The organism is Desulfovibrio sp. OH1186_COT-070 (assembly GCF_003860215.1).
Classification (GTDB): Bacteria; Desulfobacterota; Desulfovibrionia; order Desulfovibrionales; family Desulfovibrionaceae; genus Desulfovibrio.
Genome location: NZ_RQYH01000021.1, coordinates 14,332 through 38,095 on the forward strand (window position 1 = coordinate 14,332; position 23,764 = coordinate 38,095).

The following is a 23,764-nucleotide window of genomic DNA, read 5'->3' on the forward strand; positions in this document are numbered from 1 at the left end:
GTGTTGTTGACCGCCCGCGCATCGCGTCAACGGTCGGGATATATCAGTAAATGCTGAAGGTAAAATACTTTCTGTTAATGGTATTGTAGGTTCCGTTTTTGCGCAGTTCCATGATGGCGTTGTTGAGGCTGTCGCGCAGGGCTGTCAGCGAGGGGTGGAGCACAATGCAGCCTTCGCCCATGTGTGGCATGATGACCGGCTCGCCCGTGATCTCCAAGTCGGCGTTTTCTTCGGTTTTGAGGGTATAATAGCCGGTAACGCCGTCAATGAACGCCAAGTCGGCTTTTTTTTGCTTCACTGCAGCAAGCACTTCATCTGAAGTCTGCAGGCGCATAACGCGTTCCGAAGGAACGCCGAGTCCTTGCAGGCCTTCCTCCTGTATCGTGCCTTTCTGAACAGCGATGGATTTCCCTTCCATGGAAAACTCCTGCGTGTTGCTGTTGCTGACCAACGTCACGAAAATACTGTTGGAGCGGAAATATCTTTCTGTGAAAATAACATGCTTGAGGCGTTCTTCCGTCCTGACCATGCCAGCAACGGCGATGTCGACCTTGCGGGCGGTGATGGAGGGAATCATCTTGTCAAAGGGAATGATGACGAATTGACAGTCGCGGCCTATCTGGCGGCAGAGGGCTTCGGCTATATCTGCATCAAAGCCGGTCAGCTTGCCCGTATCCTCATCGATATAGGTAAAGGGAGGATAGGGCACATCCACGGCAATACGCAGAGGGGGCGTTTCGGCGGCATGCGCCGTAAAGGCGACCAGAGTCATCACCAACAGGCAGCAGAGCGCGTACACGGCTTTTTTGCGCCAAGAGACCTGTTTCGTGCGGACGGAAGGCAGAAAAGATACGGGCATGATATTTCCTCAAATGGGGGGCAGCGTAACACCGCTTTTCTTCAGTAAACGCTTACGGGAAAATATTTCCTGTTGATGGCCTGGAATTCGCCGCTGGCGCGCAGGGAGAGGATGGCTTTGTTCAGAGAGTCGCGCAGATCTTTCAGGGAGGGGTGCAGCACCACACAGGAACCATCGTCAAGGCTCACGGGGTCTCCCACCACTTCCAAGCCCGAGCCTGCCTCTGTGCGCAGATAGCTGAAGGCAGGCAGGCCGTCCACAAAGCCGAGATCCACTGTGCCGGCCTTGATGGCCACAAAGACTTCTTCAACATTTTTCATGGACACGATGCGGTTGGTCCGAGCGTATGTTTTTTTCAGATAGTCTTCCAAGTTGGTGGAGCTCTGGACGGCAATGTTTTTTCCCCGGATGTCTCCGTCCTGATTTTTCCCCGAAAGGCCAAGAAAAACTGTGCTTGTGCGGAAATACTTTTCAGTAAAAATCACGCTTTTTTCCCGTTCCGGGGTTCTGACCATACCGGCCACGCCCAAGTCAATGTTCCCTGCCACAATTTCGGGAATGATCTCGTCAAAAGGCACGGCCCGGATGACGCATTGGCGCTTGATCTGGCGGCAGAGGGCTTCGGCCATATCAACGTCAAAGCCGGTCAGTTTGCCGGTGCTTTCGTCCGTATAGGCAAAGGGAGGGTAGGGGGCGTCCACGGCCACGCGCAGGGGAGGGCTGCCGAAGGCGGGGGCGGCACAGAGCAGGATTGCGAGCAGAAGGAACAGGCGCATGTTTTCTCCTTGGATGGCTGACAAAAATGTGCGCTGGCGCAAAGGCCGCGCGGCAGGAAGCACTTCACGCTTCCTGCCAAGTATTGCCCGGCGATGGCTCATCGTCTTCGTTCTTGCCCGCTCCGGAAGAATCCTGCGCCCAGGAAGGGGGCTGGCGGGGGGCGGGCGGCTCCATGTCGGACTCTTCCCGCAGGGCCTGTTGCAAAAACCAGTCTTCGCGGATGCGCCAGGAGGCCGCCGCCGTATAGGCCGGTGAGGAATAGCCCACAGAAAGCACCAGAGTGCGGCGCGCATGCTCCTGAAGCCTGATGAGCAGCGGGGTGAAGTCGGCATCGCCCGAGAGGATGATGAATTCGTCAAAGTGCGTGGTGTGGGAAAGGTCGTCCATGCAGTCCATGACCAGATGGATGTCTGTGCTGGTTTTGCCGCGCGAGGTCAGGGGCGGGCAGTCCACCACCTGAAAGGCGCTGCGGATGAAGGAATTGCGGAATTCCTGATACCGCTGGGGGTTCAGGTAGCAGGTGCGCTTCAGGATGCGGCGGCGCACGCCTTCGCCGTACAGGATGCGCAGGGCATGGTTTTCCAGCCAGCGTACCCAGCGGTAGGGCGCGGAGCCGAAGTTGCGGGCCGCTTCGGGGTCGGCCTCCAGAAAACGGGTATAGATATTGTCAAAATCCACATACAAGGCACTGTATACTTCGTCAAAACCGGTAAATTTCGCCATGCGATCTCCACATACAGAACTTCAAAATATTGCGAAAGGCAGCATACTGCACGCAAAGGAGCAAGGCAAGCCTTGCCGCGCTTGCCATTTGGGGCTGCGCAAGGTATAGACGCTGCCGCCGACTTTCCGGAAACAGCGCCACGCGCTGCCCGCAGTCGGCATATTTTTCGGGAGGAAAATCGGGACGGTGCGCGCATATCTGGCAGCAACAAAGGCCGGCATCAGGCGGCTCGGGGAGCGCGCGCAAAGCATCTGGCGCAATCCCCCGGAAAATCTGTGGTTTTCCTGCCTGTTCTGGTCTTTCTGGTTCTCTCTGGTCAGTTTTCCCGTGGGCTACGGCATGCGGGAAGTCATGCCCCTTGTCTGTCTTCTCTTTCTTGTGCCCTACTGGCGCGACAACTGGCACAAAAGCGTCTGGCGCAGGCTGGATGCGCGCTTTCTGTTTTATTGCCTCTGGGGCATGGTGCTCATCGGCATTGTTTTTTCCGAAAATGTGGTCACGTCCCTGCTCCATGCCGGAACGGGCATCAACAAGGGCTTTCTGCTGCCCTTCATTGCCATGGAGTGCGTGCGGGAAGAAAAAGACCTCCGCAGGCTGGTCTGGGCCTGTGCGCTGGCCTGCTTCTGGCAGGGGCTGGACGGCCTTTATCAGGCATTCACCGGTGCGGACTTTGTCATGGGTTACGGCATCAGGGGCGGACGCCTCACGGGCAGCCTCGGGGACTATACTGTGGGCAATTATATCGCCCTGGCGCTCATTCCCGCCTTTGCCCTGTGGTTTGTGTTGCGCCAGCTGCTGCCGCGCCCTGCGGCGGCCCTGCTCTGGTGTGCCACGCTCTGGCCGGCCTTTTTTCTGCTGGCAGGAGCGGCCAGCCGCAGTGCGGCTCTGGCTGTGGCCGCAGCCCTGGGGCTGTGGCTGCTTCTGGCGGGCGGGCAGCGGCGCTGGCTGCTGGCACTCTGTTCCGGAGGAGCGCTGGCGCTGGTTCTGGCTTTTCAGGGCAGGCTGCATCTGGCGCAAGTCGCGGGCGACGGCCGCTGGAGCCTCTGGAATCTGGGCTGGAAAGTTTTTCTGGAGCATCCCTGGCTGGGAGCCGGGGCCGGGCGCTACAACGAGGCTTTCCGCCAGTTGGGACTGACGCCGGAAAAGGATGTCATCACCATCTCCCACCCGCACAATATATTTCTGGATATGCTTTATGCGCACGGTCTGGTGGGCTTTGCTCTGGGCATGGTTTTTCTGGCGGGCTTTCTGCTCTGGGGCTACAGGCGCATCCGGCCGGCCCTGCGCGCCGAACTGGCGGGGGCAGACACGGGGATCTACTGGCGTATGGCAGCCTGGTTCTGGATCGCCTTTGCCTGCTGGCTGGTCAACGGCATTTTCGGGCACGATTTTTACCGTATCTGGTGGTTGGCGCTGGCCATGAGCTATCTGGGCGTCATGATCGGCGCGGTGGTCAACGGCCCTGTTGCCCCCTCTCCTGACGGCCATGCCGCGCCCGGAGAGGGCGGCTTTTGCTGAAAAAGCGGCGGAAAAAGACCGCCTACAGATCGGAAAAATCGTCGGCGGGCGCGCCGTGACGGGCGCGCAGGATCTCCAGCGCCTCGTTTTTTGTGGGGACGCGGCCCTTGCAGCGGGCATTCTGCAGGCGGTTTTCCGGGCAGTAGCCCAACTGGACGCAGGACGGGCCTGCTCCCGCAAAGAGATCGGGCGCGGCATTGCGGCACAGGCGCAGCATCTGCCAGGCCAGATGGCGGATTTCGTGCTGGGCGTTGCGACAGCAGCGGATGGAGAACCAGTCCCGCAGGGCATGGGCATTCATGCCGATAATGGCCTTGAATTCCGTGGCCTGAGGCTTGAGGTAGCGCAGATCTTCCTCGGGCAGGCCAGCCTCCAGGCCAGCGTCATACCACTGGCGGGCCATGTCCGCCAGATCGCGGCCGCGCAAAAGGACGCTGCGGCCGTCGGGCAGGCGCACCTCGGCGGCAAAGTCGGCCACGGAGCGAGGGTAGACAACACTGTAACGGCGCTTTCCCCCCAATTCGGCGCGGCCGGACTTGATAAGGTAGGAAGCCAGCCTTTTGCGCACCAACTGGGTTTCGGTCACGCGCGAATAGCCCTCCACGCCGAACAGGAAAAAGTCGAATTCCAGCGCGGCCATGTGCCCCGAAGCCAGAATGTTCTGCACAATCTGGCGCGAGTAGGGAGAAGCCGCAATTTCTTCCAGGCTGCGCTCGCTGCGCACAAAACGGGCGGCAATATCAGTATGGATCTTGCCGCCGCCTGCCAGCAGCACCACCTTGCCGTTGCCGGTATATTTTTCGTCAAGCATGCAGACTCCTTGCGGGAGGAGCTTCCTCCTCGGCCAAGCATAGGCCATCCCCGCCGGGGGGGCAAGCTTCTTGCCGTTCCCCCTGTGCAAGCCTGCCACAGCGCGGCGGGGCCTCCTCCCTTGACAGGAGAAGGTGAATAGGCTCCAAATGGGAGCGCATTTGTGGCACAGTGCCATAACAACAGGCGCGAAAAAACGCGCCGCAATCAGGAAAGAATTCTGATGATCCCACAGAGAATATGCCCCCCCGACAGTGAAGGATTTTTTGGAGCCTATGGCGGCCAGTTTGTGCCGGAACCGCTGAAGCTGCGTCTGGACGAAGTGGCCCGTGCCCTGACCGAAGCCGAGTCTGACGCCACCTTCTGGCGCGAACTGGAACACCTTTTCACGCACTACACCGGCCGCCCCAACCCCGTCTTCCACTGCGCCAATCTCAGTCGTCATCTGGGCGGCGCGCAGATATGGCTCAAACGGGAAGACCTCAACCATCTGGGCGCGCACAAGATCAACAATACCCTGGGCCAGTGTCTGCTGGCCCGGCGCATGGGCAAGAAGCGCGTGATCGCCGAAACCGGAGCCGGGCAGCACGGGGTTGCCACTGCGGCCACCGCGGCCTTCATGGGGCTTGAGTGCGTCATCTGCATGGGCGAGGTGGACATGGAGCGCCAGCGCCTCAACGTCATCCGCATGGAAATGCTGGGCGCCCGTGTGCAGGCGGCTGTGTCGGGCCAGCGCACCCTCAAGGAGGCCGTGGACGAGGCTCTGGCCCTCTGGGTGGACGACGAAGGCATGTTCTATGTGCTGGGGTCGGCCGTGGGGCCGCATCCCTATCCCTACATGGTGCGTCTTTTCCAGTCGGTGGTGGGGCGCGAGGCCCGCGCCCAGATGCTGGCCGAGACCGGCCGCCTGCCCAGTGCCTGCCTGGCCTGCGTTGGGGGCGGCTCCAACGCCATCGGCCTTTTTTCGGGCTTTTGGGACGATGCGGGCGTGGAACTTGTGGGCGTGGAGCCGGGAGGTCAGGGAACCGACTACGGGCAGCACGCTTCTTCTCTCTGCCTGGGTGAGCCGGGGGTGATGCACGGCTTCCGCTCCTACATGATCAAGGACGCGCAGGGCGAGGCCGGGCTGGTGCACTCCATTTCCGCAGGGCTGGACTATCCTTCCGTGGGGCCGGAACATGCCCGCCTCAAGGATGAAGGCCGTGCCCGCTATGTGAGCGTGAGCGATGCGGAAGCCCTGGAAGCTTTCTTTGCCCTGTGCCGGCACGAGGGCATCATTCCCGCGCTGGAATCTGCCCATGCCCTGGCCCAGGCCATGAAAATGGCTCCGGAAATGTCCCCTGACGAAATACTGCTGGTCAATCTTTCGGGGCGCGGCGACAAGGACGTGGCCCAGGTCGCCGCCATGTGCGGCGGAACGAAAAAATAAGAGAATGCCTTTGCAGACCGCCGGATGTCACAGGCGCAACCGGCGGCCTGCAAAGGCTTCGCCCCGGAGTGCGGCAGCATGAAGCGCCGCGCGCTTTTCTTTTTTTGACAGATCCATGCAAAAACCCGATCCTTCCGGCATTCCCCTGACGCCCGGCGTCTATGTGTACAGGGACGCCCGCAGGCGCATCCTCTATGTGGGCAAGGCGCGCGTACTGCGCAGGCGGGTGCTTTCCTATTTTTGCGAAGAAGGCTTGTCCGCCAAGACGCGGGCCATGCTCCAGCGCGCGGTATCTGTGGAATGCCTGTCCACCAGCACGGAAAAGGAAGCCCTGCTGCTGGAATCCAGTTTTATCAAGAAGCACCGGCCGCCCTACAATATTGTGCTGCGGGACGACAAGCAGTACGCCCTTTTTCGCCTCAATCCCAAAAGTCCCTTTCCCCGTCTGGAAGTCGTGCGGCAGGCGCGGCGGGACGGGGCGCGCTATTTCGGGCCATTCACCTCGGCCCTGGCCGCACGCGAAACATGGAAGCTCATCCACCGGGCCTTTCATTTGCGGCGCTGTTCCGACAGGGCCATGAAAAACCGCGTGCGCCCCTGCCTCTACCATTTCATGGGCCAGTGCCCCGCGCCCTGCATGGGGCTGGCCGATGCCGCAGGCTATCAGGAAAACGTGCGCAAGGTGACGGAACTTCTTCAGGGCCGCTCCGACGCCCTGCTGCGGGATCTGCGCGCGGGCATGGAGCAGGCGTCGGAAAATCTGGAATTTGAGCGGGCCGCCGTCCTGCGCGACCAGATCCGCGCGGTGGAACGCACTGTGGAAGGGCAGGCCGCCGTATTGCCCGGCAAGGGAGATGTGGACGTGGTGGGCCTTTTTCCCGGCGAGGGGGGGCTGGCCCTGGGTATGGTCTTTGTGCGCGGGGGAGCCGTCATTGACGGCAAATCCTTTTATTGGGCCGGGATCAGCCTGGAAGAAACGGCGGAACTGCTCTGGGCGTTTGCCGGGCAGTATTACAGCCGTCACATGCCGCCGCCGCGCATTCTCCTGCCCTGGATGCCTGCGGATCCGGAAGAGGATGCGCCCGAGCCCGAAAATCCGGGCAGTGCGTCCGGGGATGCGGAGTCTCCCGGCCAGCGGCGGCTGCTCGAAGCGGCGCTGTCCGACCGTCGCGGTGCGTCGGTGCGCCTGACCGTGCCGCGCGGCGCTGACGACAGACGCCTGGTGGACATGGCCGTGACCAATGCCCGCGAGCAGGCCCGCAGACAGGAGCAGCGCCGGGGTGGGGACATTCTGGAAAAACTGGCCAGAGCCCTGCGCCTGCCCGCATCGCCCCGGCGCATTGAGTGTGTGGACGTGTCACATACCGGAGGCCGCCAGACCCGCGTGGGCCTGGTGGTTTTCGAGGACGGGCAGCCCGTGAAAGAAGATTTCCGGGTGTATGCCATGCCTGACAGCGATGACGATTGCGCCACCCTGCACGCCTGGGTTGCGCGGCGTCTGCATAGCGGCCCTCCCTGGCCCGATCTCTTGCTGGTGGACGGCGGACGGGGGCAGTTGTCGGCTGTCATGCGGGCGTTGGACGAGGCAGGGAGCAGGGACTTTCCGGCTCTGGCGGGCATTGCCAAAGCCAGAGACGCGAAGGGGCAGGCCGACAGGCGCGCGGGCAACGTGGCTGACCGCATTTTTGTGCCCGGACGCGGCAATCCCCTGCCCTTGCGTGAGGCAAGCCCCGAACTGCTGTTTCTGCAAAACGTGCGGGACCACGCGCACCGCTTTGCCGTGGGGCGGCATCGCCGTGCCAGAAGCGGGGCGGCTTTTGCCGGAGAGCTCATGCGCTTGCCCGGCATCGGCCCGGCCACCGCACGGCTGCTCTGGGATCGTTTTGGCAGCGTGGAAGCCATGCGCGCCGCCAGCCTGGACGACCTGTGCGGACTGCCCGGCATCGGCCCGTCCAGGGCTGCCCAACTGAAGGAAAAGCTTGGCGGCGGCAAACCGTGAAAACCGGATCAGCGGACAGTGCCCGCGTCCGTGCCGGAGGCCTTGCGCAAAACCAGCGGCGCCGCCTCCTGCGGCGCGAGGGTTGCGTCCTTCAGGCTGTCACGGACTCTGGCGGAAAAATCGTCCAGGCTGAAGCGCGCGCCGCCGAGCACAGGGGGAACGGTGACCGCAGCCGCCACCGGCGCGTGCGAGCGCAGGGGGTCTGCCGTGCGGGCAAAGGGGAACAGGCGGAAAACATCCTGCCCCCTTTCTGCGGAGGGCGGGGAGGCAAAGTCCGCGTGCAGGGTTTCCAGCGTCTGGGCAAAGAGGTTTGCCCGCACTTCGCGGAGGCCGTCCTGCTCCCAAAGTTCCAGCAGGAGCACCGCGCCGGGGGGGACGCTGTTGTCCGGATAGCCGGAAATCCGCCAGAACAGGCCCAGCAGGGCTCCCACATTGGTCAGATGGTTGTCATTGCCCACAAATATGACCAGAGAGGCTGCGTTGCAGCGCGGGTCCGTATGCTCCCCGGCCAGCGTCGCCGCCATTTCCGCCAGCAGTGAGCCGCCTTTGGCCTGCGCTACCCGTGGCGTGCGGTTGACCACGTTGAGCACAGTGCTGTGCAGCGCCAGCGCCTCGCGCAGGGCCGGAGCGTCCATCCGGCCCCAGCCCGCGGGGCTGTCCGGCCACTGAATATATTCCTGCAAAAAATTTTCTGCAGCAATAACGCCCGCTTCCAACCCTCCGCCGATGCTCACGTCGCTGCCGTCGGCGGCAACGCTGACCATACCGGGAACACTGGTGAGGGCGCAGTCGGGCGGCAGGTTGAAGCGTGTGCAGTAGCGTGTGGGCAACGGGCCGAGAGCCTGCCCGATGCGCGTGAGGGCGGCGTTGTGGCTGTCCCGCAGGGTGTCCATGTTTCCGCCTGCCGCCCGCATGATGCCCCCGGCTACCTGTGCTGGGTCAAAGCGGTCAAGCCCCGCGCGTACAGGCTCAAACAGGGGATCCGGCCTGCGGGAGGATACGGCGCAGGGCAGGCCGCAGGCGGGGAAAAGACCGTCCAGAATGGCGCGGGCGGTGTCCTGTGCGGTCAGGGTGGCGTCTGCGCGCGCGAAAACACGGAACGGCGAAGGGCAGTGTTCTTCCGGCAGCAGACCCAGATTGAAGAAATGGGCGCGCAGATCTTCCCACATGGCTGTGATCAACCGCGCGCCGCGGGGGGTCAGGCTGCCCGCAGGGGCGGGCCAGCGGGGCCAGGGTTTTTCGCTCCAGCGGGGCAGATTTTCGTTCTGGACAGAGACATGGGGGATACGGGGAACGTGGGGGCCAAGGTGGGACAGGGCCACCACCTTGAGCAGCCGTGCCTGCCCGGAAGGTGATGCCGCCCCGCCGGACGGAAACAGGCCGCAAAAAACAATGCAAACAAGGCATGTGGCAATGGTGCTGCGCATGCGCCCTCCTTATCCGGATTGTGAAAGCATAGCCCGAAACAGCGGCAGGGGCAATGCGGGCCTGTACGGAAAATTTCGCTTTCGCCTTCCGTATCCATTGCATGCGCGGATTTTTGGGGGTACGATACTTTTTTGCCCATGAGGGGGCAGAGCGCGGGCACTGCGTCCGCACAAGCAATTTTTGAAACAGAGGCCAAGAAATGCCTGTTGCCATTCCCCGTTCCGATACCGGCCTGCAGCCCGTTGTTGCCGATGTGCGCGTGGGCGATCTGTCCCTGCTGGAGATTCGCCCGGCCACCATCCGGGATGTTCACGGCATGTCGGCCCTCATCAACCAGTATGCCGCCTCCAACGTGATGCTGGCGCGCGGCCCGCAATATCTTTACCAGCATATTCAGGACTATATGGTTGCCACAGCCCCTTCCGCAGACAATGGGGAAGATGTGGTGGTGGCCTGCGGGGCGGTGCATGTGCTCTGGGAAGACCTGGCCGAAATCCGCTCTCTGGCTGTCCACGCCTCCTGTCAGCGCCAGGGTTTCGGCAAACGGCTGGTGGCCGCGCTGGTGGAACGTTGCCGAAAGCTGGGGCTGCCGCGGGTTTTTGTGTTTACGCTGGTGGCGTCCTTTTTCGCCAAGTGCGGATTTACGGAATTCAACCGCGAGAGCATGCCGCCCATCGTTTGGGTGGAGTGCAGCAAATGCCCGAAATTCTACTGCTGTGACGAAATCAGCATGATGCTCTTTTTACGGGACGTCCCGGCGGCAGCCGGGAAATAGCGGGAGGCACGATGAACCCACTGTACCGACGGGATTTTTTGCGGGAGACGGATTTTTCTCCGGAGGAACTCCTCTGGCTTCTGGATTTGGCCAATCAGTTGAAAAAAGCCAAAAAAGAGGGCAGGGAGCCCAGACTTTTGCAGGGCAAAAACATTGTGCTCCTGTTTGAAAAAGATTCCACCCGCACCCGTTGCGCCTTTGAGGTGGCGGCCTACGACCAGGGAGCCAATGTCACCTGCCTCGGTGTCGCCGGATCGCAGATGGGCAAAAAGGAATCCCTGGCCGATACGGCGCGCGTGCTCTCCCGCTTTTATGACGGCATCGAATATCGCGGTTTCGGGCAGGAAAGGGTGGAGGCTCTGGCCCGGCATGCCGATGTGCCCGTGTGGAACGGCCTGACAGACCAGTGGCATCCCACACAGCTTCTGGCCGACATGATGACCATGCGCGAGCACTGCGACAAGCCGCTGAACCGCCAGACCCTGGCCTACATGGGCGATGCGCGCTTCAACATGGGCAATTCTCTCATGGTGGGCTCGGCCCTGCTGGGTGTGGATTTTCGCTCCGTGGCTCCCCGCGCTCTCTGGACTTCCGACGAAGTGTATGCGCTGGCCTGCGATATCGCGCAGAAGACGGGCGCGCGGATTCTGCGCACGGAAAGTGTGGAACAGGGCGTGGAGGGCTGCGACTTTCTGTCCACAGACGTGTGGGTGTCCATGGGCGAGCCGGATCATGTCTGGAAGGAGCGTATCGACCTGCTCCTTCCCTACCGGGTGGACGCAAGGGTCATGGCCCTGACGGGCAATCCCCATTGCCGTTTCCTGCACTGCCTGCCCAGTTTCCATAACCGGGAGACAACCGTGGGCGAGGAAGTTTGCCGCCGTTTCGGCATTGACTGCATGGAAGTCAGCGACGAGGTTTTTGCGTCTCCCCAAAGTGTTGTTTTTGACGAGGCGGGGAACCGCCTGCACACCATCAAGGCCGTGCTTGTGGCCACCCTGGCCGCAGATATCGCGGGTCTGTAAATCCGGGTTACAGCCCGAAACCGCGCTCACTCCGCAGGCGTGTCGGCAGGGGGCGCGGTTTTTTTGGCTTTGCGCGCGGGCTGCTCCAGAAGCAGGGGCATGGCGCGCAGGGCATGGCGGTCCTTCCAGGGCGGCAGGCAGGCAAAAATGTGCCCGCCGGGCAGGACAACACGCAGGCTGTGCAGCAGAAGGGCGGCATGCGCCTGTGCTCCCGGCCAAAGCGGCGCAGCGCCGTACTTGCCGTCTCCCCGGACGGGGTGCCCCACGGCCGCCATTTGCGCCCGTATCTGGTGGGTACGCCCTGTCAGCAGGCGGACAAGCAGCAGGCTCTCCCGTGCGGACACGGCCAGAGGCTGCACAAGACAGGCGGCCTCCCTGCCGCCAAAAGTGCCGGGAGGAGCGGCCCGCATTTTTTCGCAACCGTCTTCTCCCGCTTTGCGCAGGCTGTGGCGCAGCACATGTGTGTGCGCATGGGGCCAGCGCCCTTCAACCCAGGCCACATATTCCCTGATCAGACTTCCCTCGCGCAGGGCATCCTGAATTTCCCGCAGGGCCGCGTAGGAGGCTGCCGCCAGCAGAACCCCCGAGGTGTCCTTGTCCAGCCGGTGCGCGGGCGTGGGCGTGAACGCAGCACGGGCCCAGTGCCCGGCAATGCGCGTGGCAAGACTGTCCTGATGGCCTGTGCCGGGATGGGTGGGCAGGCCCGCAGGTTTGTCGAATGCCCAGACATGCCCGTTTTGTCCGATCAGGGGCGGCACATCGCGCGGTGGCGCTTCGGGCGGAGTGCGGGAGGCGTTTCGGGCGGCCATGTCCGGGGCAAAGGGCGGCACACGCACCGTATCTCCGGCCTCCACTCTGTCAAAGGCTTTGCAGCGGCGTCCGTTGCGGCGCACCTGCCCGGTGCGTATCCAGCGGTGGAGCAGGGCCAAAGGCAGATCAAGCCTGCGCTGCAAAAAACCGAGCAGCTTTTGCCCGGCCTCGGTTGCCTGCACCGGCTCCGTGCAAAAAGAGGCGTCGTTCCGGCTGTCCGGAGGTAGAGAGGGCGGGGGCAGAGGGGAATCTGGCGGCATCATGCCGCGAGTCTGGCGCAAAGGGCGGGGGCCGTCAAGGCGCGTTGGCGCGCAGCCTGCCTTCCGGGCTGATGGTCAGAAATTCTCCGGAAACAGCTTCCAGAAAATCCCGGTCGTGGGAGATGGTGATGCGGGCTGTGTCCATGCCTTGCAGGATTTCCACGATCCGTTGCCGGGATTGCTGGTCAAGATCGTTGGTCGGCTCGTCCAGCAGCAGGGCTTCGGGCTGCATGACCAGCACGGCGGCCAGGGCCGCAAGCCTTTTTTCTCCGCCGGAAAGACGGTGGGTCAGGCGGTCTTCAAAGCCGTCCAGGCCCAGGCGGCACAGGGTTTCACGGGCGCGTTCCCGTGCCTGCCGGGGAGGGAGCCCCAGATTCAGAGGCCCGAAGGCAACATCTTCCAGCACTGTGGGAAAAAACAGTTGGTCTTCGGCGTTCTGGAGCACAAAGCCCACACGGCAGCGCAGGGCATGGAAGTCTTTTTCTTTTTGCAGCGGCCGCCCGTGAAAGAAAACCGTGCCTGACCAGGGGCGCTCCAGGCCGGTGATGCAGCGCAGCAGCGTTGTTTTGCCGCTGCCGTTGGGGCCGTACAGGGCCAGACGCTGCCCCGGATACAGGGCGAGGCTGACCCCGTTCAGCACAGGGCGCGCGTCCTGCCCGTAGGCAAAGTGGATGTCGTCAAGGCGGAAAATGGCGTTGTCGGCGCTGTCACACATGGTTCTTCCCCGCCCATTCTGTCATGAGAATGCCCGCCAGCCCGGCCAGCAGGGCCAGAGCAAAAAGAACGTCCGTGCCCCGCAGCCGGAAGTCGCCCAGCGCATGCAGAGTGCCGGAAAAACCGCGCAGGAGCATGGCTTCGCGCATCCGCCTGCCGCGCTCGTGCCCGCGCACCAGCAAAAGGCCCAGCAGCGAGGCAAGGGTTTTGTAGGTGTGCATCCCCGTGGAGGGGCGAAAGCCGCGCAGCCGCGCGGACTCGTGCAGGCAGCGCCACTCCTGCGCCAGCAGATGCACATGGCGGGCCGTGAACAGAAAAAGAAAGACAAGCTTGCGCGGGCAGCGCAGGTCTTCCAGGGCACGGGCAGCGGTGGACGAAGTCATGCCGGCCGTCAGAGCCAGAAAAATGCAGACAACCGCATTGGACTTGAGACTGACCAGCGTGGTCAGGCGCACGCCTTCGTGGCTGACGGCAAGCGGCCCCCAGAACGTGTTCCACTGGATGAGGGGTGTGCCGGGAACAGTCAGGGGAGTGACGCACCAGAGAAAGAGCACAAAAATATTGACCACAGCCAGGCGCTGGGCCAGAGGCCGCAAAGGCATGCGGGCCGCCGCAAGCAGCAGAAGGCCCAGAGCCAGCGCCAGGCAGCAGGCCGTCACGTCCCGCAGGGGCGAAACTCCCAGGGCCAGAAGGGCCGCCAGAGCAAGGCGTACGCGCGGGTCTACAGAGTGCAGGGCGTACGGGCGCGCAAAAGGCTGGTCAAACATGAAAAGCGCCTGTCATTGCCCTGTTTTTGCCATTTTGTCTGCCTGCAGCGCGCTGTTGCGGGGCGAACGCCCGCGAAAGTACAGGCCGATTCCGGCCAGCCCCACCAGCCAGCCCACGCCGCCCACAATTTCCTTCAGGCCGGGAGGCGACTCGCGCAGAGCCGCCAGTTCGCGCTTGACGGGGGCCAGTTTGGCATCCAGTGCGGCGTTGACAATGCGCGCAACTTCCTCTGCCGTAATCTGCTGCCCTCCGTCCTCTGGCAAACGGGGCGTGTTTTCCGGCGCTGCCGTTGTGGCGGGCGCGGGCTCCGGCGCGGCATCGGCAAACTCGCCCGGCTCCATGATCCACTGGTTCTGGTGCCCCTCTCCCGCCCGGACGCGTATGCGCAAGCCCCGGGTTTTCGCTTCGGGCGGCGCGGCAAAGCGGAACATGCCCGCATCGTCGGTGCGCCCTTCCAGCAGCGGCTGGTTGCCCGCATGGGCAAAAACCGTGATTTCCCCCTGCCTGACAGGGGTTTTGGAGGAAAAACCGCACTGGACCACCACCTGCCCGCCTTCGAGCCAGGCGAAGATATTGACCCTGTGTCCGTGCGCCGCGCCTGCCAGAAGAAGCATGAGCACAAGCGCGGGCAGCAGCCGTGCGGGCATGCCGCGCAGAAGGTTCGGGGAATACATGCAGGCTCCTGTCAGCGCAAGGGATTGTTTCCGGCACAGGGCGCGCCCATACAGAGCATTTCCGGGCGCGTCCTGAAAAGAAAGGACACAGTGAACATGGTAACCAGACCTTCGGCCAGCATGACGGGCAGATGGGCCGCAAAAAGCAGGCGGGCTGCGGCGGCAAAGCCTTCATCGCTGTATTCCAGAGCCACGGCCGTGAGCAGGGCGGCTCCGGCCACACCCAGAGCGCCGCCGCAAAAAGCCGCGCAACGAAGCCCTGCGGGCGAGGGCCACAGCCGGTATACCATACGAAACACGCCGCCTGCCAACACTCCGGCATAGCCCATGGTGCAGGCATTGACGCCCAGCACCACCGGCCCGCCGAACTGAAAAAGCAGGGCCTGAAGAACCAGCGCCGCCAGAATGGCGGGAAAGGCCGCCCAGCCCAGCAGAACGCCCAGCAGACCGTTGAGAAGAAGGTGGGCGCTGGTCACGCCCACCGGTACATGGATGAGGGAGCCGACAAAAAAGGCCGCCGCAAGAATGGCCACGCCCATCAGGCGGTCATGGTCCAGCCTTCGCAGGCCCACAGCCGTGCCCACAGCGGCGAGGGCATAGCCTGCGGCAAGGGCTGTGGGGGAAAGAACGCCTTCGGCAATGTGCATGGCCTGTTCCTGCGCTCAGCTTAGCGGCTCTTCCGGGGTGCGGCAAAGTTGACCCAGATGACGGCGCCCAGTTCCACATCCTTGTTCTCGCCGTTGCGCTCCATTTTGTCTTCCGCCGTATTCAGGGCGGCAAAGCCCCACCATCCGGCCCAGGGCACGGCAAAGGAAAACACGCCGTTTTCGTCGGCCTTGACGGTCTGGGTCACAAAATAGTCGTCGGGCGGAGTGTGGGTCTTGCCCTTGTTGTAATATTCCACTTCCACCACGCTGTGGGCAACGGGCTTGCCGTCAAGGAGCACGCGCCCCTGAAAGAGATTTCCGGCGTAGGCGGCAAAGGGGCGGGTCAGCGGCACAATTTCTGTTTTCAGGCCCAGAGGCGCGTCCCAGCCTTCTTCCTCACCAAAGGCGGCCACCACGGTCTTGGTGTAGTGGATGATAAAACAGTCTTCGGCCGGTTCAAAATACGGCTCCGGCTCCACAGCGAACTGGTAGACTCCGGGCTTGGCGAGGCTGTGGGACGCCTTCCATGCCTTGTGCCCCAGCAGCGTTGCCGGAGCGAGCTTTGCGGTCAGATCTTCCGTGGCCCCATTGGCGGTCACGGTCAGCTTTTTGGGTTTGGCCATGTCCATGCCCTGCTGCTCCATGGGGTGGGTGAAGGCAACGTCCAGATGCACAGTAGCGGCCTTTTTTTTCGTTACTGTGGAGGAGGAGGGAATAACCATGCCGAAATGGGCATGGGCCAGGCTGCTCCCGCAGAGCAGGAGCGCAAGGCTGAAGCAGAGGGATTTCCGCATGGGGGCTTCCTTTCTGTCCGGCGGCAGGTGCGGTCCGGGGCGCGTGCCGCGTTTCGCGGGCCCGGCGCGGCGCGGTGTACGGTTTCGCGCTCATGCCCCGGATAACACAAAAACAGAAAAAGTAGCAATAGGCCCTTGTGGCATTTTCCTTGCCGGCGGGCCGGGCTATCTGGGCAGAAGATCGGGAAAGTCGCGGCTCTGGACGAATTTGCGCACAAAGGCCAGCCCTTCCTTGCGGTCGCCGGAAAGGGTGGTGAGCAGAAAGGCGTCACCCGCAACCGCTACCCAGGCCTGATGCACAGAACCCTGCTGGGTGAAGAGAAAGGTGCTCTGGCCGTTTCTTTCTGTCGGGGCTCTGGAAGCATTGAATTGCCGGGCAAACATTTCGGCAATGGTTTTGGCGTCCGTGCCGCCGTTGGGCCCGGCCACAAAACCCACTGTGGCGTTGCCCGCCAGATTGGAAAAGATGGCCGTGGAATAGGCCTGGCTTTCTGTGGGCGGCATGACCACTTTCCATCCTTCGGGCAGATCCACGGACAAATATCGGGTAACGACCTGCTCCGCCCGGGCCGGAAGGGCGAGGAGCAGGATGCACAGGATGGCCGGAAAATACTTGAACATGTGAGCTCTCCAGGGCGCGTCACGGCCGCTTTTTGGGCCGGGCGCGAAGGCAGGCACTTGACAAGTCTGTTTTGTACGCGCGCTCGCGGCAAATGACAATGCCCGCCCAAGAAGCGGAAATCCGCGCCGGTATCCTTGCCCTGAAGCCGGGGAGATGTCATGCTTGCGCCCGCGCTTGTCCATGCCGGGGGAGAAAAATGCAAGCAGAAATCATTTCGGTGGGCACAGAGCTTCTGCTGGGCCATACCGTCAATACGGATGCCACGCATGTGGCCCGGATGCTGGCGGAACAGGGGCTGGATCTTGTGCGGGTGCAGATCGTGGGCGACAATGCGGGGCGGCTGGAAGAGGCTGTGCGCGCTGCTCTGGAACGCGCCTCTGTAGTGATTGCCACAGGCGGTCTCGGCCCCACGGACGATGACCTGACCAGAGAAACCGTTGCCCGGCTGGCGGGCCTCCCGCTGGAGGAAGACAGCGGCAGTCTTGCGCGCCTGCACGAGTATTTCGGCGACAGGCCGCTGCCCGCCAACGAGTGCAGGCAGGCCCTGCTGCCGCGCGGCGCGCGCCCTTTTCCCAATGCCGTGGGCACTGCTCCCGGCTGCGCCGTGCCTGTGGGCCGGGACCAATGGATTCTTTTGCTGCCCGGCCCTCCAGGGGAGTTGCTGCCCATGCTGGAGGCGGGCGTCAGGCCCTTTTTGCGCGAACTGTGCGGGGGCGTCATTGCCTCCTTCATGGCGCGGGTTTTCGGCATGGGGGAGGGGGAGGCCGCCGCGCGCCTTGGCTCCCTCACCGCCGGGAGCAATCCCACGGTAGCCACCTATGCCGGAGACGGGGAAATGTTTGTGCGCGTGACGGCCAAGGCTGCGGACCATGCCGCTGCCCGTGCCCTGGCCGAGCCTGTGCTGGCAGAGGTGCTGCGGCTGCTTGGTCATGTGGTGTACGGCGTTGACGTGCCCTCCCTGGAGGCGGTGGTGGTGGCCGAACTGGCGCGTCAGGGCAAGAGTCTGGCTACGGCGGAGTCCTGCACCGGCGGGCTCATTGCCCGGCGCATCACGGATCAGCCCGGCGCGTCGCAGGTTTTCGGCTGCGGGCTGGTGACGTATGCCAATGAGGCCAAGACGCGCCTTGCGGGCGTGCCGGAAGATATGTTGCGCGCCCACGGCGCTGTCAGCCCGCAAGTGGCTCTGGCCATGGCGCGGGGCGTGCGGGAAAGCGCGGGGGCGGATCTGGGCCTGGGCGTCACGGGCATTGCCGGGCCGGGAGGAGGCACGCCGCAAAAGCCCGTGGGTCTTGTGTATATTGCTCTTGCGGATGCGCAGGGGGCCTGGCTGCGCGAACTGCGGCCGCAGGGGCAGTATCCGGGGCGCGACATGGTGCGCCGCCTCTCTGCCAGCCATGCTCTGGATATGGTGCGCCGCAGGCTTTCGGGTCTGCCGGTGGAGAGGTGGGAGGAGCCGGGCGCGGCGTCTTGCCTGCCCGGCGGCCAGAGGCTATGATGCGGGGCACCATGCGGTCGGCGTTGTGCCGGGAGCGGGCTGCCCGTGCCGCGCCCGCGTTTTTGCTCTGGATTGCAGGGAGGAGCCTTTCTGTGGAAATTGTCTGCCCCGGCTGTGGATTCAGCCGTCAACTGTCTGCCGACCGCCTGCCTTCGCGCACGGTGATCGCCACCTGCCCGCGCTGCGCGTGCCGCTTTCGTTTCCAGCCAGACTCCGGTGTGGTGGAAGTCTTGCAGGATACGCGGCAGGAGCGGCCGGCGGCGGATGCGCCCCACAGCGCGGAAGAAAGACCCCTGCCCGCCTCTGCGGCGTACGGGCAGGAAAAAAGGGAAGAAGAAAGATTTGCTCCGGACGAGCAGGGTGAGCCTGTGCAAAGCGGGCCTGCGCAAGACCCTCTGCCCGGAGAATACGCCCGGGAGGCGGCCAACCCCTGGGACAGCGCCCCCGTGCCGCACGGCTGGATTTCGGCGTTTTACCAGACCTGCATGCGGGTCATGTTTGCGGCGCAGAGCTTTTTTTCCTGTCTGCATTCTGACGCCGCGCAGTTCCGCCCGCTGACGTTCTATCTTGTGGTCAGCGTCATTCAGGTGGTGACGGAGCGCCTCTGGACAGGGCTGCTCCTGTCTGTCATGGCTCCCGAGGCCGGTTCGGACCAGCAGTTGGAAGCCATGCTGGCCATGCTTTCACCCCAGGTCAACCTGCCCATGACCGTGCTGCTCAAGACCGGCGTGTCCGTGGTCCAGCTCTATGTGATTGCGGCCCTGCTGCACGTGACCTACGGCTTTGTCACGGGCGGGCGCTCCTCCTTCGGGCTGCTTTTTCAGGTCATTGCCTACAGTTCCGCTCCGGCCCTGCTCTGCATCGTGCCTGTTCTGGGCTCGCTGGCAGGGCTTGTCTGGATGTTTGCCTGCGTGCTGGTGGGCTGCCGCGCCGCCCTTGGCCTCACCTGGGCGCAGACCCTCATGGGTTTTGTGCCGGTGGTGCTGCTTCTGGCTCCGCTGGTAGTGCAGATTGCCCAGAGCATCCAGTAGGGCTGTGGCCGTTTTCTTTGTGGCAGTGGCACGGATAGTGCAAAACGTTCGGAAATACGACGGCGCGGCCACGCCGCGGCCTGTTCGTGATCTTGGGGGCTGTTGGCGTTGCCAACAAGCGCGGCCTTGCTGCGCTTCTCCCCGGCCACAGGAGAAAACGCCATGAAGTTTCTGGACCTTCGGTTTTGCGGCAAACATTGCGCCCGGCGCGGACTGCGCCCGGCAAAAGTTCTGGGCCTCCTTCTGTTGTGTTGTCTTGCCCTTGCCTGCTCCAGGTCTCCCGACAACAGCAGCCGGGAAAGAAGGGCAACGGGCGATTTGAGCACGCCTTTCCAGATCCACATCAACAATTTTGTGCGGCGGCAGCCCCCGGCTGTGTATGTGGCTCCGCAGCAGACCCTGGGCCGCCGTCCCCGTGCCCTGTTTCTGCCCCTGCGCGCCCTTCAGGAAATTTCCCGCCCGGTGAGCTTCAGTTCCATGCTGTCGCGCCAGATATGGCAGGTATGGCTTTCGCTCAACGCCTTCCAGACTCTGGAATACGCGGCCGAAGTCGGCCCCTATGAGCCGGAGAGCGCCCTGGCTCTGGCGCGGCGGCGCGGCGCGGATCTTGTGGTGGGCGGATACATCAACCATTATCTGGACGGCGGCAGCGGAGGCACCAGCTCTCTTTCCCTGTCCATGGAAATCTACGACGCCCGCAGCGGCGTTCTGCTCTGGTCCATGGCGCAGGGCGGGCTCATGGAGGCGCGACAGGTGCACGATTTTTATCTGTTTTCTCTGAAAGAGCGCAATCCCGGCGATCCTGCGGGCTTCATTGCCCGCTCCCTGGCCTGGGACATGGGGCGCGAAGTGCTGGCCTGGGTGGATCCCAGCGCTGTGCAGCGTCCCAGTTCCCTGTGGAACAAGGTCTTTGGCGGAACGGCCTTTTAGCCTGCCTTCTGTCGCTGCGCTGCCAGCCTTTTGGGGCCGCGCTGCTCTGCCGTGCGGAGTGCCGCCGGGCGTCTTTGGCGTTTTTGGCAGCGCCGTTTGACGGATGCGCCCCCCGCAATGTAGATAGTGAAAAAACGGACAATACATCCGCACGGCGGCGGACAAGGAGAAGACGTGGGCGCGCGAGGGAGCAAGCTGTATTTTGACAGTCAGGACTGGGACATCCTTGTCCTTGTCAATCGTATTCTGGAGTCGGACAACAGGCGTTCCGACGCCCATTTGTTCGATCCCGGCCTGCACCCCCACGGCATCAAGGAACTGGTGGCCTCTCCGGTTGCGCGCATGGCCTATGCTGTCATCAACCTGCTGCGCAATCTTCAGGCAGGCCGCACCCAGGCCCGTGACCGTCTGCTGGCTCTGGAAATCCTGTACGACGAGGTGCTCAACAGCGCCCATTCCGCCTTGCGGCGCAATACGGCGCGCGCACTCATGCAGATCATGAAAAGCATGGTGCGCGCCCATGGCGACCAGAGGGAGCAACTCAAGCTGGCCCACGATTTCCGGCGCACCGTGCAGGGGACCCCGCGCGTGGTGCGGCGCATGCTGGCCCGTTACCATCTGCCGGAAATGCCCGAAAGCTGGAATCAGATGGCCTTTGACGACCATGTGTACGATGCCAACACCAAGGGCCGCAAAACCCCCACGCATCTGATCATGGACGCCTGGATCAAGGGCTTGCGCACGATTACCGTGGCCTACGAATATTGGGTGCCGCCGGAGGCCGCGCGCGAAATTCTGCGTGCGGCGGAAATCACGGGCATTGAGGTGCGCATCGGCCTGGAATTTTACATGCCGTTTTATAACCGCTTCATCAGCCTGCTCTGGATTCCGCGCGGCTTCAGTTCCGGCGAGGATTTTCTGGAGTTTCTGCACACGCCCAAAATGACCAGAATGGTCAAGCTCGGGCGCGAGGTGCTGCGCTGGCGACGCGAGAGGGTGCTTGCCTGCCTTGCCGCATGGAACGCCGGGCAACGTCTGGAACTGGAGGCCGCCTGGGAGGTGCCCGTTCCGGAACTGACCCCCGAAGCTTTTCTGCGCTTTGTGGGCCGTGGGCAGGCTTCGGCCGCCCATCTGGCCGAAGCCCTGCGCAACCATTTGCTGCCCGCCATGCGGGAGCGCGCGGCGCTGCTCAAGGGGCGCGATGACGAGCAGTCCAGGGCGGAACTGGCCGAAATGGAGAATCTGGGCACGGAATACATCACTTCTGTCTGGCTTTCTCCCGAAAGCTGTCCGGAAATGCCGGACGTGGGCCGCCCCTGCGCACATTCCCAACTGCCCCGCCTTTTGCGCTTTTCTGTGGAAGAACTGAGCCGCGAACTCATGGACCTCAATCCCGGTTACCGTTTGGTGCTGGGCACCAAGGGCCTGAGCGTGGAGGATGTGGCTGAACTTCTGTGGGACAGCCGCGGCGTCATCAGTCATCTGGAAATTTTCAATATGAAGGGCTGGGCAGAAGGGAAACAGGCGAACATCAAAAAAATCAATGAGTTCCAACAGGCGCTCAATGCGGGACTTGGCCCGCGCGTCAAGCAGATGATCCGCCAGATGATGCACGGGCTGCGCACCCACGACGAAGCCCGCGCCGAAAAATTCAAGAACATTCTGCACAACGTGCCCAAGCTGTGGGAGCATTATCGCCACAAGCCGCTGGGGTCACGTCTGGGCACCAGTTCGGCCAGCAAGATTTCGTACGGCATGGGCTTTGTGCTCAAGGAAACCATGCCGGATCGGAGCAGAAAAGCCTATGCCAGACACGGGAATCTGGTGGACATCCCTGTGTATCTGCCTGTGGAGGAGTGCGTCTGCTACCGCGAGCCGCGCAATCCTTCGGGCTGGCAGCGCGTGCAGTCCTTTTTTCGCTGGCTGCCCGGTTGCAGGCATTTGGGCATGGAAAGGCACAAAAGCTGGAAAACCTCCAGCCAGGACGTCCGCGTGACAGACATGGGCAATGTGGTCAACCTGGGCGGGTTGACCCAGTCCACAGACAATGGCCTGCAAAAAACTTCGCCGGAGCCGGAAAAAAGCTCTCTGGGCCTTGCGTACCTGAACAGCTCCATCAGCAACTGTCTCAAGATTCTGCTGGGGTTTTTCCCGGCCTTTTTCTCCTTCGTGTACACGCAGGAATGGTGGGTGCTGGCCTGGTTCGGCACGTTCATCTGGTTCGGCATTACCGGTGTGCGCAATGTGGTGCAGATGGTTGTGGCCGCCAAGGGGGCCACGCGCGATACTCTTGTGCACTGGCGGGATCAGATCAACGTCAACAGGCTCTGCGATTCGCTCATGTACACGGGCATTTCCATCCTGCTGCTGGAAGTGTTTGTGCGCGTGATGCTGCTGGAAAGGGGGATGGGTTTCACCATAGCTGAAGATCCTCTCATCGTTTTCAGCGTACTCAATATTGTCAACGGGTTCTATATCTGGGGGCACAACCTGTTCCGAGGCTTCCCCAGGGAGGCGGCCATCGGAAACCTGTTCCGGAGCGTTTTGGCCATTCCCATCGCGTCCCTGTATAATTTTGCGCTTTTCCACGGCATTCTGCTGCTGGGGGTTGCCGATCCACGTATGTATCTGGTGCCCAGCGCTGCAGTCATATCCAAAATGGCTTCGGATACGGTGGCGGCCCTCATCGAAGGCTATGCCGACAGCCAGGTGAATCTGCGCATGCGCCGCTGGGATTACAGGAGCAAACTTGCCGATCTGTTTGACTGTTATACCCGCCTGGAACTGCTTTTTCCCGACGAGGACGCGCTGGCCAAGCTGGCGCGGCCCGGCGGCCTTGACGACAGTTGCGGCGCACAGTGCAAGGAACTGGAGCAGGCCTTCATCATCAATGCGCTGGATCTCATGTACATCTGGTTTTACCAGCCCCGCGCGCAGGAGGCCTTTCGCCAGATTGTGCGGGCCATGCCCGAAGCGGAGCGCACGGTGCTGATTCTCTCGCAATTGGTGCTCACGCGGGAGCGGGAAATCAGCCAAATGTTTGTGGACGGCCTGCTGGGGCGCAATTTCTCGCGCCCGCTGGCCTTCTATCTGGAAAAGCGCAAAGACTATCTGCGCCGCCTGGCCCGCCTGTGCCGGACGGGAAAAAACGCGTAGGGCTTGCCTGCCGCTGTTCATGACAAGGCGCACTACGCCGTGCCCCGGTGTCACATACCATCACAAAGGGAATTGCATGAAGGCCACTCTCTCCTGCTTCAAGGCATACGACATTCGCGGGCGCGTGCCCGAGGATGTGAACGCCCCTCTGGCCTGCGCTCTGGGTAAGGCCATGACAGAGGTATGCGGAGCGAAGCGGGTGGTGTTGGGGCGGGATGCGCGCCTTTCCGGCCCGGAACTGCGCGATGCCCTTGCAGCTGGTTTGGCTCACGGGGGCGCGCAGGTAACGGATATTGGCCTTTGCGGCACGGAAGAAATACTGGCGGTTGCTACAACTCGGGCTTTGTGCCTGATGACAATGAATGCCCAACATGGGGCGGTGGCATCACACCGGCCATGCAACTGAAATGGTCGGTATAGACTCTAGATAGTGTCGTCAAACTATGAATAGTATGATAACACCTCTTCCTGCATGACAGGAGAAGCTATGCGCGCACATCGACGACACGATATTTGTGA

22 protein-coding genes are annotated in these 23,764 nt (G+C 62.6%); 10 read left to right on the plus strand and 12 right to left on the minus strand.

Annotation, left to right across the window (positions count from 1 at the left end; all coding sequences use genetic code 11):
* Positions 1-43: 43 nt before the first annotated feature.
* The 3 genes from EII23_RS07950 to EII23_RS07960 all read right to left on the minus strand — a co-directional run bounded on the left by EII23_RS07950 (position 44) and on the right by EII23_RS07960 (position 2,359).
* Complete coding sequence (locus tag EII23_RS07950) at positions 44-859, minus strand: ABC transporter substrate-binding protein (protein WP_124792857.1); 816 nt, start codon at positions 857-859, stop codon at positions 44-46.
* 41 nt (positions 860-900) lie between these two features.
* The gene (locus tag EII23_RS07955; RefSeq protein WP_185702338.1) at positions 901-1,635 is read right to left on the minus strand and encodes an ABC transporter substrate-binding protein; all 735 of its coding nucleotides are present in this window, start codon (positions 1,633-1,635) and stop codon (positions 901-903) included.
* Positions 1,636-1,699: 64 nt separating this feature from the next.
* Positions 1,700-2,359, minus strand: a complete 660-nt coding sequence (locus EII23_RS07960; RefSeq protein ID WP_260424645.1) for an NYN domain-containing protein — start codon at positions 2,357-2,359, stop codon at positions 1,700-1,702.
* 187 nt (positions 2,360-2,546) lie between these two features.
* Between EII23_RS07960 and EII23_RS07965 the strand changes: the two genes are divergently transcribed.
* Entirely contained in the window at positions 2,547-3,878 is a 1,332-nt protein-coding gene (locus tag EII23_RS07965; protein WP_260424646.1) for an O-antigen ligase, read from the plus strand.
* Between the two features lie 22 nt (positions 3,879-3,900).
* Here the strand turns inward: EII23_RS07965 and thyX are convergent, their stop codons facing one another.
* Positions 3,901-4,689, minus strand: coding sequence for an FAD-dependent thymidylate synthase (gene thyX / locus EII23_RS07970; RefSeq protein WP_124792859.1), 789 nt, complete (start codon positions 4,687-4,689; stop codon positions 3,901-3,903).
* Between the two features lie 222 nt (positions 4,690-4,911).
* Between thyX and trpB the strand changes: the two genes are divergently transcribed.
* Together trpB and uvrC are read left to right on the plus strand one after the other, a co-directional pair.
* Positions 4,912-6,117 carry a tryptophan synthase subunit beta gene (gene trpB, locus EII23_RS07975; protein WP_124792873.1) on the plus strand — a complete coding sequence of 402 codons (1,206 nt, stop codon included), beginning with the start codon at positions 4,912-4,914 and terminating at the stop codon, positions 6,115-6,117.
* 115 nt (positions 6,118-6,232) lie between these two features.
* Positions 6,233-8,116, plus strand: coding sequence for an excinuclease ABC subunit UvrC (gene uvrC, locus EII23_RS07980; RefSeq protein WP_124792860.1), 1,884 nt, complete (start codon positions 6,233-6,235; stop codon positions 8,114-8,116).
* A gap of 8 nt (positions 8,117-8,124) precedes the next feature.
* On the opposite strand, the gene EII23_RS07985 is transcribed toward uvrC, so the two are convergent.
* Positions 8,125-9,543 carry a histidine-type phosphatase gene (locus EII23_RS07985; RefSeq protein WP_124792861.1) on the minus strand — a complete coding sequence of 473 codons (1,419 nt, stop codon included), beginning with the start codon at positions 9,541-9,543 and terminating at the stop codon, positions 8,125-8,127.
* A gap of 200 nt (positions 9,544-9,743) precedes the next feature.
* On the opposite strand from EII23_RS07985, the gene EII23_RS07990 reads away from it, so the two are divergent.
* Both EII23_RS07990 and argF read left to right on the plus strand, forming a co-directional pair.
* A complete protein-coding gene (locus EII23_RS07990; protein ID WP_124792862.1) occupies positions 9,744-10,319 on the plus strand; it encodes an N-acetyltransferase in 576 nt (191 codons plus the stop codon).
* A gap of 11 nt (positions 10,320-10,330) precedes the next feature.
* Complete coding sequence (argF, locus tag EII23_RS07995; protein ID WP_124792863.1) at positions 10,331-11,344, plus strand: ornithine carbamoyltransferase; 1,014 nt, start codon at positions 10,331-10,333, stop codon at positions 11,342-11,344.
* A 26-nt stretch (positions 11,345-11,370) separates the two neighbouring features.
* On the opposite strand, the gene EII23_RS08000 is transcribed toward argF, so the two are convergent.
* From EII23_RS08000 to EII23_RS08030, 7 genes are all read right to left on the minus strand, one after another.
* Positions 11,371-12,417 (minus strand): RluA family pseudouridine synthase, encoded by a 1,047-nt coding sequence (locus EII23_RS08000; protein ID WP_260424647.1) that lies wholly within the window; start codon positions 12,415-12,417, stop codon positions 11,371-11,373.
* Between the two features lie 31 nt (positions 12,418-12,448).
* Positions 12,449-13,129: an energy-coupling factor ABC transporter ATP-binding protein gene (locus tag EII23_RS08005; RefSeq protein ID WP_124792864.1), complete on the minus strand. Its 681-nt coding sequence runs from the start codon at positions 13,127-13,129 to the stop codon at positions 12,449-12,451.
* Positions 13,122-13,895, minus strand: a complete 774-nt coding sequence (cbiQ, locus tag EII23_RS08010; RefSeq protein WP_124792865.1) for a cobalt ECF transporter T component CbiQ — start codon at positions 13,893-13,895, stop codon at positions 13,122-13,124. The genes EII23_RS08005 and cbiQ overlap by 8 nt, the downstream gene beginning before the upstream one ends.
* 12 nt (positions 13,896-13,907) lie before the next feature.
* Complete coding sequence (locus EII23_RS08015) at positions 13,908-14,570, minus strand: cobalamin biosynthesis protein CbiL (protein WP_260424648.1); 663 nt, start codon at positions 14,568-14,570, stop codon at positions 13,908-13,910.
* 11 nt (positions 14,571-14,581) lie between these two features.
* Complete coding sequence (cbiM, locus tag EII23_RS08020) at positions 14,582-15,217, minus strand: cobalt transporter CbiM (protein WP_124792866.1); 636 nt, start codon at positions 15,215-15,217, stop codon at positions 14,582-14,584.
* 20 nt (positions 15,218-15,237) lie between these two features.
* On the minus strand, positions 15,238-16,011 hold the full coding sequence (locus EII23_RS08025; protein ID WP_124792867.1) for a DUF4198 domain-containing protein: 774 nt from the start codon (positions 16,009-16,011) through the stop codon (positions 15,238-15,240).
* A gap of 165 nt (positions 16,012-16,176) precedes the next feature.
* Positions 16,177-16,632 (minus strand): hypothetical protein, encoded by a 456-nt coding sequence (locus EII23_RS08030; protein WP_124792868.1) that lies wholly within the window; start codon positions 16,630-16,632, stop codon positions 16,177-16,179.
* Between the two features lie 197 nt (positions 16,633-16,829).
* Here EII23_RS08030 and EII23_RS08035 point away from each other — a divergent pair, with 197 nt between their 5' ends.
* The 5 genes from EII23_RS08035 to EII23_RS08055 all read left to right on the plus strand — a co-directional run bounded on the left by EII23_RS08035 (position 16,830) and on the right by EII23_RS08055 (position 23,651).
* The gene (locus EII23_RS08035; RefSeq protein WP_124792869.1) at positions 16,830-18,128 is read left to right on the plus strand and encodes a competence/damage-inducible protein A; all 1,299 of its coding nucleotides are present in this window, start codon (positions 16,830-16,832) and stop codon (positions 18,126-18,128) included.
* An 11-nt stretch (positions 18,129-18,139) separates the two neighbouring features.
* Positions 18,140-19,159, plus strand: a complete 1,020-nt coding sequence (locus EII23_RS08040) for a YIP1 family protein (RefSeq protein WP_260424649.1) — start codon at positions 18,140-18,142, stop codon at positions 19,157-19,159.
* Between the two features lie 162 nt (positions 19,160-19,321).
* On the plus strand, positions 19,322-20,089 hold the full coding sequence (locus EII23_RS08045) for a hypothetical protein (protein WP_260424650.1): 768 nt from the start codon (positions 19,322-19,324) through the stop codon (positions 20,087-20,089).
* 174 nt (positions 20,090-20,263) lie between these two features.
* Positions 20,264-23,245, plus strand: coding sequence for a hypothetical protein (locus EII23_RS08050; protein ID WP_124792870.1), 2,982 nt, complete (start codon positions 20,264-20,266; stop codon positions 23,243-23,245).
* A 76-nt stretch (positions 23,246-23,321) separates the two neighbouring features.
* Complete coding sequence (locus tag EII23_RS08055; protein ID WP_124792871.1) at positions 23,322-23,651, plus strand: hypothetical protein; 330 nt, start codon at positions 23,322-23,324, stop codon at positions 23,649-23,651.
* Positions 23,652-23,764: the final 113 nt, after the last annotated feature.

Coding starts and splice junctions, on each gene's coding strand:
- EII23_RS07985 (WP_124792861.1), bottom strand. CDS start 9,543: ATGCGCAGCACCATTGCCACATGCCTTGTTTGCATTGTTTTTTGCGGC.
- EII23_RS08040 (WP_260424649.1), top strand. CDS start 18,140: ATGCGGTCGGCGTTGTGCCGGGAGCGGGCTGCCCGTGCCGCGCCCGCG.
- EII23_RS07960 (WP_260424645.1), bottom strand. CDS start 2,359: ATGGCGAAATTTACCGGTTTTGACGAAGTATACAGTGCCTTGTATGTG.
- EII23_RS07990 (WP_124792862.1), top strand. CDS start 9,744: ATGCCTGTTGCCATTCCCCGTTCCGATACCGGCCTGCAGCCCGTTGTT.
- cbiQ (WP_124792865.1), bottom strand. CDS start 13,895: ATGTTTGACCAGCCTTTTGCGCGCCCGTACGCCCTGCACTCTGTAGAC.
- cbiM (WP_124792866.1), bottom strand. CDS start 15,217: ATGCACATTGCCGAAGGCGTTCTTTCCCCCACAGCCCTTGCCGCAGGC.
- EII23_RS08015 (WP_260424648.1), bottom strand. CDS start 14,570: ATGTATTCCCCGAACCTTCTGCGCGGCATGCCCGCACGGCTGCTGCCC.
- EII23_RS08035 (WP_124792869.1), top strand. CDS start 16,830: ATGCAAGCAGAAATCATTTCGGTGGGCACAGAGCTTCTGCTGGGCCAT.
- trpB (WP_124792873.1), top strand. CDS start 4,912: ATGATCCCACAGAGAATATGCCCCCCCGACAGTGAAGGATTTTTTGGA.
- EII23_RS07950 (WP_124792857.1), bottom strand. CDS start 859: ATGCCCGTATCTTTTCTGCCTTCCGTCCGCACGAAACAGGTCTCTTGG.
- argF (WP_124792863.1), top strand. CDS start 10,331: ATGAACCCACTGTACCGACGGGATTTTTTGCGGGAGACGGATTTTTCT.
- EII23_RS08025 (WP_124792867.1), bottom strand. CDS start 16,011: ATGCGGAAATCCCTCTGCTTCAGCCTTGCGCTCCTGCTCTGCGGGAGC.
- EII23_RS08005 (WP_124792864.1), bottom strand. CDS start 13,129: ATGTGTGACAGCGCCGACAACGCCATTTTCCGCCTTGACGACATCCAC.
- uvrC (WP_124792860.1), top strand. CDS start 6,233: ATGCAAAAACCCGATCCTTCCGGCATTCCCCTGACGCCCGGCGTCTAT.
- EII23_RS08000 (WP_260424647.1), bottom strand. CDS start 12,417: ATGATGCCGCCAGATTCCCCTCTGCCCCCGCCCTCTCTACCTCCGGAC.
- EII23_RS08055 (WP_124792871.1), top strand. CDS start 23,322: ATGAAGGCCACTCTCTCCTGCTTCAAGGCATACGACATTCGCGGGCGC.
- EII23_RS08045 (WP_260424650.1), top strand. CDS start 19,322: ATGAAGTTTCTGGACCTTCGGTTTTGCGGCAAACATTGCGCCCGGCGC.
- EII23_RS08030 (WP_124792868.1), bottom strand. CDS start 16,632: ATGTTCAAGTATTTTCCGGCCATCCTGTGCATCCTGCTCCTCGCCCTT.
- thyX (WP_124792859.1), bottom strand. CDS start 4,689: ATGCTTGACGAAAAATATACCGGCAACGGCAAGGTGGTGCTGCTGGCA.
- EII23_RS07955 (WP_185702338.1), bottom strand. CDS start 1,635: ATGCGCCTGTTCCTTCTGCTCGCAATCCTGCTCTGTGCCGCCCCCGCC.